The organism is Candidatus Nitrotoga sp. BS, assembly GCF_927797785.1.
In the GTDB taxonomy this organism is placed as follows: domain Bacteria; phylum Pseudomonadota; class Gammaproteobacteria; order Burkholderiales; family Gallionellaceae; genus Nitrotoga.
Window position 1 is genome coordinate 11,786 of the sequence record NZ_CAKMLL010000029.1, and the last position, 13,211, is coordinate 24,996.

Here is a 13,211-nt window from a genome sequence, read left to right on the forward strand (position 1 = left end):
CATACCAGTGCCGATTTGACATCAGCTTGCGGGGCACTTTAAAAATTCCAGCTAAAGCGAAGCAACCCGCTCCGCTTTAGCTGAGCGGGTTTTGTTTTTGGGGATTCTTAATTGAACGCATCAAATAGCATCGGCATCGTCAGTACACAGCACGCGCAGTTTCACACCCCTTTTTCATGTAAAAGCGGGGCTGTGTTGCCGAGTTACGAGCTGATATATGAGACTTACGGCACGCTAAACAGCGATAAATCCAATGCTATCCTGGTCTGCCATGCACTTTCCGGCAATCATCATGTAGCGGGTTATTATGAGGATAATCCGAAAAACGTTGGTTGGTGGGACAATATGGTAGGTCCCGGCAAACCTATCGACACTCAGAAATTTTTCGTGATCGGACTGAACAATCTAGGTGGTTGCCATGGTTCCACGGGTCCTATCAGCACCAACCCGGAAACTGGCAAACCTTACGGTGCGAGCTTTCCCTTGGTGACAGTTGAAGACTGGGTAATAACGCAGGCGCACCTAGCCGATAAGCTCGGCATTGACCAATTTGCTGCAGTGATTGGCGGCAGTCTGGGCGGGATGCAAGCGTTGCAATGGTCGCGAGCCTATCCTGAGCGCGTGCGCCATGTACTGGCGATTGCCTCGGCACCTCGCCTGACCGCACAGAATATCGCATTCAATGATGTGGCACGCAATGCGATTTTGACAGACCCAAATTTCTACGGCGGAGATTATTATGAGCACGGCGTGGTACCTACCCGTGGCTTGCGCTTGGCACGCATGTTAGGGCATATCACCTATCTTTCCAACGATGCGATGGCGGATAAGTTCGGGCGTATGCTTCGCTCCGGCAAGTACAGCTACAGCTATGATATCGATTTCGAGATCGAGTCTTACCTGCGCTATCAGGGCGACAAATTCGCCACACATTTTGACGCAAACACCTATTTACTTATGACCAAGGCGCTGGATTATTTCGATCCCGCCCGGGAATACAATGATGACCTGAATAAAGCTTTCGCTGATGCTCGCGCAAGCTTTTTAGTACTGTCTTTTACCACCGACTGGCGCTTTGCACCGGCGCTTTCGCGCGCCATCGTCAAAGCACTGCTCCATAACCGTCTTAAGGTAAGCTACTCTGAAATTACCTCGGCGCATGGGCATGATTCTTTTCTGATGAAGCATACGCATTACCATAATGTAATGCGCGCTTACTTCGACAATGTTGCCAGCGAGTTTACTGTATGAGTACGCTCGATCACTCTACTCTCGCCGCGATCCGGCCCGACTTTGCTGCAATAGCGGGATGGATTCCGCAGGGCGCTTCTGTGCTGGACTTGGGTTGCGGTGACGGCAGCTTGCTGCGTTATTTGCGGGGTACGAGCAAGGTGCATGGCTACGGTGTGGAAATCAGCGATGACAATATCGTGGCATGCATCCGTAATCAAGTAAATGTAATTCAAGGCGACCTGGAGTCTGGACTTTCCGGCTTTGAAAGCAATGCTTTTGATTATGTCATCCTGTCACAGACGCTACAAGCCACTCGCCACACAGAACCTCTGATGCAGGAAATGCTACGCGTGGGAAGTGAGGGTATCGTCAGTTTTCCTAATTTCGGCTACTGGCGGAACCGTATGAACATATTGCAAGGCAATATGCCAGTATCTAAAGATCTGCCCTACCAGTGGTATGACACGCCCAATATTCATTTATGCACACTGCATGACTTTGAGACATTCTGCCATGACAATAAAATATATATTCTTGACCGTCGCGTCATGACTGGCACCAGCGAGAGAAAGCTATTACCTAATCTGTTAGGTAGTACAGCGGTGTATCGCTTCAAGCGTGCTGTCTAATCCATGAGCGTAATCGCGCAGCTGTTCACGCGGCGCATGTTGATTTGCGTATTTATAGGCTTCAGTTCCGGCCTGCCGTTGTACCTGTTGTTCAATTTGTTACCCGCCTGGCTGCGCAGCGAGCAAGTTGATCTCAAAACCATCGGCCTATTCGCGCTGATTCAGTTTCCCTACACCTGGAAGTTCCTGTGGTCACCACTGCTGGACCGCTATGTCCTGCCTATACTTGGGCGAAGGCGCGGCTGGATGTTGCTCACCCAAATAGGTCTATTGATCGTAATTGCCTCGATGGGTGCCTTTTCTCCCCAAAGCGATTTACGAACGATTGCCTATATCGCAACGCTATTGGCATTTTTGAGCGCTACTCAAGATATCGTGCTTGATGCCTATCGACGTGAATTGTTAGATGACAGTGAACTGGGATTGGGTAATGCGGTATATGTAAATGCCTATCGCATATCTGGCTTGGTGCCAGGTTCACTAGCACTGATTCTGGCAGATTTTATACCGTGGAGCGTCGTATTTTTTATTACAGCGTTGTTCATGTTGCCCGGTATGGTGATGACGCTAATGGTGAAAGAGCCATCGAATACTAACTCGCCGAAATCCCTGTGTGATGCGGTTGTCGAACCTTTTCACGAATTCACCACCCGACATGGTTGGCGCAGCGCGTTGCTCATCCTCTCCTTCCTGATTTTTTACAAACTCGGCGACAGCATGTGCACCGCGCTGGCCACCCCGTTCTACATGGATATGGGATTCTCCAAAACACAGATTGGACTGATCGCCAAGAATGCGGGCCTGTGGCCCGCTGTAATTGGTGGATTGCTTGGCGGATTATGGATGATAAAGATCGGCATCAACCGTGCCTTATGGTTGTTTGGCGTGGTTCAGGTGGTAACAATCTTTGGTTTCTACTGGCTGGCATCTGTGGGATATCATGCTGAAATTACCGTCGTTGAACTCACTCAACTCGCCATAGTGATTAGCATGGAAGCCTTGGGCGTGGGACTAGGTACAGTCGCGTTCGTTGCCTTCATTGCGCGCACCACCCATCCCTCCTACACCGCCACACAATTCGCTCTGTTCACCAGCCTCGCAGCTATGCCACGCACCTTCGCCAATGCAGCGACTGGCTGGTTGGTGGAAACAATCGGCTGGTCTGGATTCTTTTTACTGTGCGCTCTGCTGGCAATGCCGGGAATGTTATTGCTTTTAAAAGTGGCACCATGGAACGGGTCAAATTCATTGACTTATAATGATCTTGGCAACAAACCAGTTTGAGATCGATGGGGTTAGCCTCGATTGAAACAAAAACAAACTTTTAACCATGATTTAGTCAAAAATATTTGATCGCGTGTAATTCCATACACTTAATCATAACCACACCATTTGGCAACGATTTTTCTAATCTTCCAATAGCCAAAGTCAGTCTACTCATTTCGTCAACGTCAACAAATCAAACACCACTTTGGCAAAGCCAGCAGCTTTGGCAGGATTGGACAGTAACTGCATCATCTGATTTTGATGTGCCTCACTACTATCCATAACAGCATCATCCACGGCCTTGGTAAAATCTCCCAGCATTGCCTGCTCGGTAGAATTATTGGCGATTTGCTTCATGACCAAAGCATTCTCACTGATTTTATCCCGGATGGTGTAGGCGTAATTCACCAGATCTTTTTCCGTTAGACGATCGGTAATAAAAAGCTCATTCAAACGGCTGATAATCTGCGACAAAAATTCTTCCTGTTTATCTTTAGCACTGGCCGTGCCCAGGCCATCACCGGGCTGAATTTTGTACTCGGCGGTATCTTGTTGTAATTTCAAATCCTGCTGGCGAATTATGGATAAACGATAATGGCTAAGTAATATGCTGCTTAAATCGATACTGTCTTCTTCCATTAACGTTTCGCGCAGCATTGGGCGCAAGTGCCGCGCATACAAGCTAAGCTTCTCCAATGATTTATTATCGTAGTCGACGATCTGCGACATGAACTCGTAAAAACGCACAAAAGTGCCTAAATCCTTTTTAAAGATGTCGAGCGCATCTTTCGCTTTCTTGCACTCTTTAAAGCTATTCTCCGCATTGGCAATTAACACGGCATCGCTAGTTTTCTTGGTGCGCTCAAACATATCCTTCGCAAGTTTGTAGGCCTCCGCCGCTGATTGATAGCGTTTCTGCCAGCGCTCTATGGCGGGCTTGCAGATATTGGCAATGGCGGCGTTACTTTTGTTTTTGATGAAAAAGGCAGTACAAAACTGCTCCACCTCGTTCCAGGTAAAAATATCGGCAGCACGGAGTTTATCGAACAGATCAAAAATCAAGTCCGGGTCGGAAACATCGGCCAGTTCGGCGGTCTGGTAATAGGGTTGAAACGCATCGAGAATATCCTGCGGCTCATTGAAAAAATCCAGAATAAACGTGCCGGTTTCCGCTTTTCCGGGATAGGTGCGATTCAAGCGTGACAGCGTTTGCACGCACTCCACGCCGCCGAGTTTTTTATCCACATACATGGCGCAAAGTTTGGGCTGGTCAAAACCGGTCTGGAATTTGTTGGCCACGATCATCACCTGATAATCATCGGTATCAAAGGCTTTGCGCAGTTCGCGGCTTTTAAGATTGGTATTCATATTGTTTTCGGTAAATTTCTCGCCGAGCAAGGCGGCGGCGTTCGGATCTTTTTCGTTAAATTCCACTTCGCCGGAAAAAGCCACCATGGCATGGATCTTTTTATAGCCTTTTTCCGTAATGTATTTATCAAAGCCCAGTTTGTACCGCACCGCTTCCTTGCGCGAACTGGTAACCACCATCGCTTTTGCCTGTCCGCCTAACAACCCCATCACATTGCAACGGAAATGTTCAATGATGACCTGCACTTTCTGCGCAATATTGTATTCATGCAGGCGTACCCACTGGTTGAGCTTAACCTTGGCTTTTTTACTTTCGACTTCCTGATCCATACTCCGGATTTTCTGTGCCAGGTTATAAGCCACCTTGTAATTGGTGTAATTTTTCAACACATCCAGAATAAAACCTTCTTCAATCGCTTGGCGCATGCTGTACACATGGTAGGCTTCCGGCTTATTGGTTTTGGATGATGGCTCATTCGGTTTAGGCAATTGACCAAACAATTCCAGCGTTCTGGATTTGGGCGTGGCCGTGAAGGCAAAATAACTCAGGTTTTTGGAAGCACGACGCGAAGCCACGGCAGCATCCAGAATATCCTCGCTACTCAGCTCTTCTTCCCCATTTTCTTTCGTGTCTATCATCAACACTTCTTTTAACTGGCGCGCGGTGGAGCCGCTTTGCGACGAATGCGCTTCATCGGCAATAATCGCATAGCAACGTGCTTTCAAACTGACACTGTTCTCAATGGCCTTTAATACATAAGGAAAGGTTTGAATGGTCACAATAATAATCGGCTGCGAGTTTTCCAGTGCAGTAGCCAGTTTTTCTGATTTGGAGCCATCGCCTTCCTGATTGTTGATGCGTCCGACTACCCCCTCCACGTGCTCAAACTGATTGATCGTGTCCTGCAACTGGTCATCCAATACCGTCCGGTCGGTCACCACAATGACGGAATCAAACAGCTTGTTGCCCTGCGCGTTGTAAAGTGACGATAACTGATGCGCGACCCAGGCAATGGAATTGGATTTGCCCGAACCGGCGCTGTGCTGGATCAGATATTTATGGCCGGGGCCGTCACTGCAGGCTGCATTGACCAGCTTGCTGACCACATCCCATTGATGATAACGGGGAAAAATCAGCGTTTCTTTTTTAGACTTGCGCCCTTCCCAGTCTTCTTTCTCTTCAATCTGCAAATGCACATAGCGCGCGAGTATGGTTAACAGATTATCCGGCAGCAACACTTCATTCCATAAATAGTCGGTGGCGTACTGGTTCACCTCCTCTGGCACATCGTTACCGGCACCGCCTTCTTTCGTACCTTTGTTAAACGGCAGAAAAAAAGTATCCTCGCCTGCCAGTCGGGTGGCCATATACACTTCATATTGGCTTACCGCAAAATGCACCAGCGCACCGCGTTTGAAAGTCAACAACGGTTCGGCCTTTTTGGTGACAGGGTCTGTCGCAAAGCGGGTGGTTTTGTATTGCCGGATAGCGTTGAATACAGCCTGCTTGAATTCAGATTTTAATTCCAGTGTCGCCACCGGTAAGCCATTCACAAACAGCACCAAATCAATGCGCCACGCCTTGGCTTTGGTTCCCATCTGTGCCAAATGCTCGTCCGTTGCCCACGGCGAATACACCAGCTCCGGCACCACACGGCAGCGGTTTTTTTTATATTTGGAGAGGGTATCCGGGTTTAATTCATGCTCGGGTTTAAACTGGCACAAGCTGAAACGCGTGCCCCGGTCGCGCAGCGCGTGACGCAATACGCCCAGCGTGCCAAAGGTACGCATCTCCTTGTTGGCGGCATTGGGGTCAGCTTTATTAAGCTGTGATGCGACCCGCTCTAAAAAAGTTTGTTCAGGATTGCCGGGATAAAGAGCGCAGAATTTCTGCCATTGGGCATCTTGGGTTTCTTGCACAAAACCCAACAAGTCTTCAGGATATAAAGCCAGTTCACGGTTGTAGTTTTCTGCTTTGCCCAGCAACCAGCCGTTGGCGAGCAGATGTTTCAGCATGTCATTTTGAAACGTTAATTCATTTGCCTTACCCATACTCAAACCGTCCCTCTAATTGCCAACCAGACGCTTATTCCAGCCCCGTAGGGTGCAATAAGCGTAGCGCATTGCACCGGATGTCTCGCGAACATGCGGCGCAATGCCCGTTGGTTATTGCGCCCTACGCGCTTCAGACAATATGTTCATGCTAGACCCAACGCTCGCTGCCATTCCGCCATTAAGTTTTCGATAATGGCATATTGCTTTTTAGCGACTATCGCCTGCACGATGGCGTTGTTAATCTCAAGGTAATCATGCACCAACACATTGCGAAAACCGACAATCTTTAACAGTTCCTCATGATGTTGAAGGCTCAAATCACCCCGGTTTTTTAATTCGTCTAACGCTTCGCGGGATTGACTGACAGATAAGTGATATTTTTGCTGAACAAAGTAACGCGCCATGCCAATAAACGATTCAATATAAATCTGCAATGCGCGTTGTATCGCCAGAAAATCGCGCTCTGTCCAGGTATTCCCATCTTCATTACTGTATTCATCCAAAATGCGCAACATTTTGCGTTGATGCCGGAGCAAGGCCTGCTCATAGGCAATATCTCTCATAATCCTTTTCCCATTTCGACAAAATACTCTGCTCAACCCGCTTAACATGCGGCACATTGCGATCAAACAATTTCACTGCGGACATTAAAATGCTGTGTTGCAAGTAAATCGGTGCGGTTTCCAGATCAACCACGCTAATTTGATTGTAAAGCTTTAATTCACGTTCAATCGCAGCTTCCAACAATTGCGGACGCAATAAACGTAAACTCACATCCGTCTCAAAATCGGTGAATACAACGGCAATATCCCAATCACTGTGTTCATGCGCCGTTTGTTTGGCGCGTGAACCATAAAGATAAATAGCATCGATAGCTGCATGGGCATGAATCACGCGCGTGATGTTTTTAGCCATGTTGTTGCTTTCGTTAGACATTGGGCGTTTGCCAGTCGCGAACGTCGATTTTGCCAGTGACGGCGGCGGAGATTAAGGCGGTGCGGCGTTCTTGCAAAAACACCACTTGATGCGCAGCTTTACGAGTAAGCAATTTATACTTCTCTCCGATTTCATGAACGTAATTCAATATTCCCTTCTGTTCATTAATAGGTGGGACAGGAACTCTTATTCTTCCAAGCGTTTCTGTATTCAAATTATCCATAGTCGAACCTTTTGTTTCCAAGGCTAACTCAGAGACAACACCTTCAGAAGTAATTAGCAGATATGAATACTCAGGAAGAAGCCGTTCATTTAACTTCGCTTTTAAACTGCCTGTTCCGCATAACCAACCTTCTTGTACTTTCGTAACGATCGCACAACGCCCTAACTCGCCCCTGCGAGCAAGAATTAAGTCGCCTTCACTCAATTTGTGACGTTTCAAACGCTCTTGAGTTTGTTCATCTACTGTTACTTTCGAATCATGTATTATTTTTCCATTAATCATATGGGCAGGATTAATTAAGGGTATTCCATCAATAATGTAATCTTCTGCATGTAGTTGACTGCCAAATGGACCTGTTTGCATTTCTAATGTGTTAAATTTTAACTGGGCAACAACCCAATGCGTCGGCACTTCACCCAACCACTCAACACCTGAGTCACACATAGGGGCGTTGAGGTTTAAGCCTTTGGTTACGGCATGGCTAATCACTGCCTGGCGTTTTTCTATTAGTAGTTTGATGAGCTGTTGCTGTTTTTCGATCAGGGTGTCGATTTTGGCCGTTTCATGGTCGAGGAAATTGGCGATTTTTTTACGTTCCTCAAGAGTTGGTATCCAAATTTCCACACCCCGAAGAATAGACTGAGTAATACTAAATACTTTTACACCTTTAACGGCATGTCTAATCTGTGTTCTAACTTCCTGAGAGTCCAAAAGATATGCATAAAAGCGACAGCTTTGCCTATCCATTGGTCTGGCGATAATAGTATGGTAGCCAGCAAAAACAACTTGGTCGCTAGTTAACTGTGTAAAGTTTCCTGAGCCTTCAATGTCTTCAGATGTATCTGCAAAAACCAAATCCCCCTGAAACAATATAGAATTTTTTGCAGACTTTAAGTACTCTCCACTTACGCATTTAAGGAGGTGTTTATCAGGATCAACTTCAAAACCGTACTTTGAATGAACTTCACCGTAGTTTACACAAGGCACCCCTTCATCTAACAAATCCTCTTTCGTAATAGTCAACCCTTTACTAAATGAGAACATATAGCGTAGCTTACTAGAATCCCAATTTGCAGGGATTTCCGCCAACCACTTAACCCCAGTTTTTCTATAGTCAGGATATGCTTGATATTTCCCAGCCATTACACATGTACCTCTTGTAACAAAGCCATAATCTCGCCACTCACCCTATCCAAATCCGCATCAATCTCCGCCAAATCCCTGGGTGGCAGATACTGATAGAAATGCCGGTTAAACGGTATTTCATAGCCGACGATACCGATCTCCTGATCCTTGTCGTCTTTCTTGCTGGCATCGATCCAGGCATCGGGCACATGCGGCTGCACTCCTTTGACAAAGTAGGCTTCATTAATGGCGTTGACGCTTTGGGTTGGGTCAAGGGCAACGTTTTCATTGTCGCGCAGCTCCGTGTCAGGCTGATATTCCACCACTTGGCCATTCACTTCAAACAATCCATAAAGCGGGTTGGCTTTGCCTTTGTGGACTTTTTTGATGACTTTTTCGGCAACAGGGTTTTTCCAGCTCACCGCCGTTTTAATCATTTTTTTCTCTTTGGCGTCCAGGGCAAGCGTTGCTTTTTTGCAGGCGGCGTTGAGCATTTCATCAAAGCGGTTCATGTCATCGTGTTGCGCGGTGCCGATAGTTTGTTGCAGTTGCCGGGCTTTAAGCAAAAGCGCTTTCTGTTCTAACCAGGTGTTACGATCCAGCAGGTCTTTGATTTGTTTCTCTTTGAGTTCGCCAAAGTGGGTCTTGATGTGCTTGCGAATTGCGTCAGCGTGTGCGGTTAAATCACCGTATCTGCCACAATCCGGCGCATCCGACCAGCCGTGTGTGTTGTCGTCCGGGCTTCCTGCCCCGTAGGCCACATAAACCCACTGCATCGCCGCATTTAAGGCGCCGGTGTCAAAACGCAAGGTGTTCAATCGTTCATCATTGAATTGGCAGGATTCACGCAAGGGACGCTCGATGCTGATGCGGCGGTAGCCAAACTCAAAGGTGTTGAAGATTTTACTGGCGAAAGTTTTGGGGGCTTCGGTTTTGGGGTTGGCTGACTGGCGACCGCGATTGCTTTTTTGCTCGGCGGGTTTATCAAGTTCTCGCGCGTCGACCACGGCAAACTCACCAAAGACGCGGGTGATGGTGGCGATATCGGCTTCATCCATGACGTTGCGTTTGGAGCCTAACGATTTGCGCATTTTGCCGCACAGGTTTACGCCGTTGATGAGTTGAACCTTGCCTTTGCGCTCGATGGATTTTTTATTCGATAGTATCCACACATAGGTGGATATGCCGGTGTTGTAGAACATGTCGGTGGGTAAGGCAACGATGGCTTCCAGCAGATCGGCTTCGAGAATGTAGCGACGAATCTCGGATTCCCCCGAACCGGCACCGCCGGTAAACAGCGGTGAGCCGTTGAGAATAATGCCAATACGTGCGCCGCCGTTGGATAGATCGCGTAGTTTGCTGATCAGGTGCAACAGGAATAACAGCGAGCCATCCGAAACCCGTGGCAAGCCGGGGCCAAAGCGTCCGGCAAAGCCTTTTTGCGTGTTTTCGTCTTTGATGTCTTGCTCGATCTTTTTCCAGTCCACACCAAACGGCGGATTGGACAACATGTAATTAAATTTGTCGGCGTAAAGCTGATCGCTCGACAGGGTATTACCAAGCTTGATATTTTTGACTTCCTGGCCTTTGATCAGCATGTCGGCTTTGCAGATGGCGTAGCTCTCGGGATTCAGCTCTTGCCCATATGCCACCATTCTTGCATCGGGATTTAACTCGTGCACGTATTCCATGCCCGCTGACAGAAATCCGCCGGTGCCAGCTGTGGGATCGTAGATGGTACGGATAAGCCCCGGCCGCGTAAGGGCGTCATCATCTTCCATAAACACCAGTGAAGTGGTGAGGCGCACAATGTCGCGCGGGGTAAAGTGTTCACCGGCGGTTTCGTTTGAACCTTCGGCAAAGCGGCGGATCAGTTCTTCAAACACCAAGCCCATGTCGTGATTGGAAATGGCTTTGGGGCTTAGGTCGGTTTGCCGAACCTTTTGCACGATTTTGTAGAGCAGGTTGGCATCGTTGAGCTGCCCGATAAATTCGGTAAACTTGAAATGCTCAAAAATCTCCCGCGCGTCTTTGGAAAACCCCTGAATATACGATTCCAGATTGGCGGCAATACCCGCTTCACCCAGTTTGGACAGATCCATTTTAGAGGTATTGAAGAATGTCAGGCCGTTGGTCGCGCGTAGCAGGTATTTTTCTTGCGCTTCTTCCGGCACGTGCATTTGTTGCACTTTATCAACTTGTGCAACCACTGCGGCTTTGCTGTCCGCCAATACGCCTTCAAGGCGGCGCAACAGGGTAAAAGGCAAAATGATGCGGCCATACTGGCTTTGTTTGAAGTCGCCCCGAAGTAAATCGGCTAATGACCAGATGTAAGCGGCGAGGTTGTTGGTGTTTTGTGTCATCGTTTTATTGTTTTTCGTGTTGGTCGGTGAATTCAATTGCTGCAGTACAACTCCATCCCACTCAGCTATTTGCATTCAATTGATCTGACAGCATTTATCCACGGAGTCGTTCACATTGAGCTTGTCGAAATGTGAACAGATCAGGATTGTGCATCGCAAAATAACATAAAAGTAAAGATACTGTGATGGGATAAAAACGATGCGGGTTGTTAAAACAATAGCTTAAGATAAAACAGGCGCAGCTGTTCACAATAATCTAACCATACCAAAAAGGCACTAAATTAGTGCCTTTCGAGTCTGCTCCTATTTATTTGTGACGGATTGTCAGCGGTTAATTAGCAAGGATTGGCGCATTATTAATCGCCTTTAACTGCGTCTTTAACTTCAGCTCCAGCCTTTTCAATTTTTTCTCCAGCCTTTTCAATCTTGTCTCCGGCTTTTTCAGCTGCATTATCAAATCCCTCTTTGGTTTTTTGGACTGCCTCATCAAATCCCGCTTCGGTTTTTTGGACTGCCTTATCAAACCCCTCTCCGGTTTTTTGGACTGCCTGATCAATTTTCTTACCAGCAGTCTCGGCCGGACCTTCTTCTTTCTGGCAACCCAATAGTGCCAACATTAAAGCACTTACTGTTAATACCGCAGCAGTACGTTTTTTAAATTTCATCATTTTAGTGAATCTCCTTGAATAAATTGTATATTTGATAAAAATACATCTTTACATTCAGCAACTTTATAGATGCATCGAATTGATAGTAAATTTTCTACTTACTGATTTCGTGACCGACAACTCCCCCAACTGCGGCACCGCCAACCGTTCCAATAGTACTGCCCCCTGTCAGTACCGCACCGCCAACTGCACCTACCCCAGCACCGATAGCTGTACTTTTATCCTGTGCAGACATGCCGGAACATCCGCCTAAGCCAAGACACATAGCTACGGTTAACGCGTTTATTGCAACTTTATACATCGTTTTCATGTCAGTTCCTTTTTTAAAGGTGCCCTTGATATATCTCGGATAAATTTATGTTAATAAACTTTCATCCATGCCTATTCATTGAAATAACTTCCATCCTTACTAAATCTGTTCAAAGCGCTGACGAGGCAGTAAAAAACTACATCAGGGTTTAAACATAAAGATTTTGAAGAGCACGTGACCTGCCCCAAAGATATGCTCGACTAATGCTCCTGCGAGTACAGCGGCATTAAAGTCTTTGAGCAAATCATTCTTTTATTGTTTGGCTTGAAAATTGGGTCATGACGTACTCCATATTACTTGCGACGCATCAGTCCCATGATGAGCGAGATGACAAACAAGATAATGAAGATAAAGAAAAGGATCTTGGCGATCTCGGCAGCACCAGCCGCAATACCCGTAAAGCCGAGTAGCGCAGCGACAATCGCGATGACTAAAAACACAACGGTATAATGGAGCATGATTTCTTCCTCTCATGAATGGTCGGTCAACCAGACAGGCCATGCTTGAAGACCGACCGCTGTTCTTATTTGACCCGCATATCATTCTTGACCGATGTCACCCCTTTGACGCCACGTGCAACTTCGACCGCCTTATTGATCTCCTCCTGGGAGCTGACGAAACCGCTCAGTTGTACTACACCTTTGAAGGTTTCGACGTTGATTTCAGCGGATTTCAGGGACGGCTCCTTTAAAACCGCCGCTTTGATCTTGGTGGTCAGAACGGTGTCATCGAAATATTCTCCGGTTCCTTCCTGCTTAGGCGTAGCTGCACAACCCACAAAAAAAGCCAACAGGGCAGTCAGAAAAAAAGTGGAAAACCGTTTAAATTGTGTCATGGCAATACCCTCCAAGTTTAAGTTTAAGTTTAAGTTTAAGTTTAATCATGATGCAAAATTGCCTCTCGATGCTTGAACTAGAACAGCCTCAAGAGGCTTGTGTCCGCAATCTTCGTTGCGTTGTAAAACAGAAACTCAGATTTGCAGACCGTTGAGTGATCGTCGCAAGGCAAAATCAAAGCAACGCGCTATATCTTGCC

The 13,211-nt window shown here is 47.1% G+C and carries 12 protein-coding genes; 3 read left to right on the forward strand and 9 right to left on the reverse strand.

The genetic code is table 11. The features are described 5' to 3' along the window. The first annotated feature begins 111 nt into the window (after positions 1 to 111). Genes metX through MJ769_RS01645 form a run of 3 tightly spaced genes read left to right on the forward strand, consistent with a single transcriptional unit; the run spans position 112 to position 3,146 of the window. Positions 112 to 1,251 carry a homoserine O-succinyltransferase MetX gene (gene metX, locus MJ769_RS01635; RefSeq protein WP_239234107.1) on the forward strand — a complete coding sequence of 380 codons (1,140 nt, stop codon included), beginning with the start codon at positions 112 to 114 and terminating at the stop codon, positions 1,249 to 1,251. Next, a complete protein-coding gene (gene metW, locus MJ769_RS01640) occupies positions 1,248 to 1,862 on the forward strand; it encodes a methionine biosynthesis protein MetW (RefSeq protein WP_239234108.1) in 615 nt (204 codons plus the stop codon). The genes metX and metW overlap by 4 nt, the downstream gene beginning before the upstream one ends. A 3-nt stretch (positions 1,863 to 1,865) precedes the next feature. Next, complete coding sequence (locus MJ769_RS01645) at positions 1,866 to 3,146, forward strand: AmpG family muropeptide MFS transporter (protein WP_239234109.1); 1,281 nt, start codon at positions 1,866 to 1,868, stop codon at positions 3,144 to 3,146. Positions 3,147 to 3,299: 153 nt separating this feature from the next. On the opposite strand, the gene MJ769_RS01650 is transcribed toward MJ769_RS01645, so the two are convergent. The 9 genes from MJ769_RS01650 to MJ769_RS01690 all read right to left on the reverse strand — a co-directional run bounded on the left by MJ769_RS01650 (position 3,300) and on the right by MJ769_RS01690 (position 13,011). Further along, positions 3,300 to 6,548: a type I restriction endonuclease subunit R gene (locus MJ769_RS01650; RefSeq protein WP_239234110.1), complete on the reverse strand. Its 3,249-nt coding sequence runs from the start codon at positions 6,546 to 6,548 to the stop codon at positions 3,300 to 3,302. A 146-nt stretch (positions 6,549 to 6,694) separates the two neighbouring features. Next, positions 6,695 to 7,114 carry a type VII toxin-antitoxin system HepT family RNase toxin gene (gene hepT / locus MJ769_RS01655; protein WP_239234111.1) on the reverse strand — a complete coding sequence of 140 codons (420 nt, stop codon included), beginning with the start codon at positions 7,112 to 7,114 and terminating at the stop codon, positions 6,695 to 6,697. After that, complete coding sequence (gene mntA, locus MJ769_RS01660) at positions 7,095 to 7,487, reverse strand: type VII toxin-antitoxin system MntA family adenylyltransferase antitoxin (RefSeq protein ID WP_239234112.1); 393 nt, start codon at positions 7,485 to 7,487, stop codon at positions 7,095 to 7,097. The genes hepT and mntA overlap by 20 nt, the downstream gene beginning before the upstream one ends. Beyond that, positions 7,480 to 8,853 carry a restriction endonuclease subunit S gene (locus MJ769_RS01665; RefSeq protein WP_239234113.1) on the reverse strand — a complete coding sequence of 458 codons (1,374 nt, stop codon included), beginning with the start codon at positions 8,851 to 8,853 and terminating at the stop codon, positions 7,480 to 7,482. The genes mntA and MJ769_RS01665 overlap by 8 nt, the downstream gene beginning before the upstream one ends. After that, positions 8,853 to 11,234, reverse strand: a complete 2,382-nt coding sequence (locus MJ769_RS01670) for a type I restriction-modification system subunit M (protein WP_239234114.1) — start codon at positions 11,232 to 11,234, stop codon at positions 8,853 to 8,855. The genes MJ769_RS01665 and MJ769_RS01670 overlap by 1 nt, the downstream gene beginning before the upstream one ends. Positions 11,235 to 11,554: 320 nt before the next feature. Further along, a complete protein-coding gene (locus MJ769_RS01675) occupies positions 11,555 to 11,866 on the reverse strand; it encodes a hypothetical protein (RefSeq protein ID WP_239234115.1) in 312 nt (103 codons plus the stop codon). A 94-nt stretch (positions 11,867 to 11,960) separates the two neighbouring features. Then, positions 11,961 to 12,176, reverse strand: a complete 216-nt coding sequence (locus MJ769_RS01680; RefSeq protein ID WP_445083051.1) for a glycine zipper 2TM domain-containing protein — start codon at positions 12,174 to 12,176, stop codon at positions 11,961 to 11,963. Between the two features lie 293 nt (positions 12,177 to 12,469). After that, the gene (locus MJ769_RS01685) at positions 12,470 to 12,634 is read right to left on the reverse strand and encodes a DUF1328 domain-containing protein (protein ID WP_239234116.1); all 165 of its coding nucleotides are present in this window, start codon (positions 12,632 to 12,634) and stop codon (positions 12,470 to 12,472) included. A gap of 65 nt (positions 12,635 to 12,699) precedes the next feature. Beyond that, a complete protein-coding gene (locus MJ769_RS01690; protein WP_239234117.1) occupies positions 12,700 to 13,011 on the reverse strand; it encodes a BON domain-containing protein in 312 nt (103 codons plus the stop codon). Positions 13,012 to 13,211 lie beyond the last annotated feature (200 nt).